We start from the raw sequence: 1,089 nt of genomic DNA, 5'->3' as shown, positions 1-1,089 counted from the left end.
CTGCTGGAGAGATTCATAGCAGGTAAGCACTGACAGTTGACATTTGTCAATTTCAGTATTGTGAAGTTTGTGATCTGCGGCTAACTCCTCCAGTAGTGCCATCTGCCTGCATCGAATGACGTGCTGGTAGCTTTTGACCTTGTCTTTTTTAATAAGCTGAGCTGTTGCTTCAGAAGCACGGTCATTACCATCAAATTCTCCCCATAGGTCGTAGAGACCTTCCACAAAAGCGATATCGGTCGGATTCTGTTTCTGACTACGGAAAACAATCACTTCCCCTGTAGCCTGAATCAGTTCCATTTTTGGATAACCCTCAGGCACAGGATAAGGCTGTGCCACATCCTCGATGTGGACAACATAGCCGACGGGTTTATGGTATGACAACAGATCATTAAGGGCTTTCTGTTGTATACCTTCCCCCAGAACGTGAACCTGAGTGTAGGCAGAGGTGGCTGCTGCTAAAAGAGCCTCATCATTAACAAAAAGTGATTGACCCAGGTGCTGCAGCGCAGGAGGCTGATCGCCACAGGCGATAAGACGCATGAAGGTGCGCCCGTTCACTATAACTTCGTCCACTTCAAGGGTGGCAAGGGGAACATAGTGATCAACTTCGCCAAGGCTTCCTTTTCTTTCATCAGCACCTTTTAGCATTGCGACCAGTTGTTCCGGGCTGGCGATTTTCGTTAACGGTTCTAACCGTTGGATGCCAGATGATTGACCACGAACAGCATCAATTGAATCCTGATGGGTCATGCCGTCTCTGACCTCAATCAACAGTTTGTTGTCTGCAAGGTAATGGGTGAACTTGAAGACCCCCTCATTACCTACCTTCAGGACTTTGGTGTATTTTTGAGCAACGCCATAGTCGTCTGTTTCAAACTGATCAACACTGGAAACACCACCACTGATGCCAGAGAGAACGTCCGTGAAGCCTTCAGAAGGAACCTCATAGCCCGCTCTGGCTTCAGCCTGATCAGGGTAGGTGGTGGTATAGGATTTGGGTATCGGTTGCTGGTCGTACCCTAAAGTTGGCTGAACCACAACCTCGCTCTGGGTAAACTCTGTATGTCCATTGCCCTGAATATCGAT

General features: G+C 48.1%; 1 protein-coding gene. It reads right to left on the bottom strand.

The window, feature by feature from the left end; all coding sequences use genetic code 11:
• The coding region (locus KDK18_RS02590) for a hypothetical protein (protein ID WP_257252981.1) at positions 1-1,089 on the bottom strand (1,089 nt) is incomplete at both ends.

The sequence above is a fragment of the Endozoicomonas sp. SESOKO3 genome, assembly GCF_024606255.1.
Note: the sequence above shows the minus strand (reverse complement) of the source record. Positions and strands in the feature narration are given on the sequence as shown.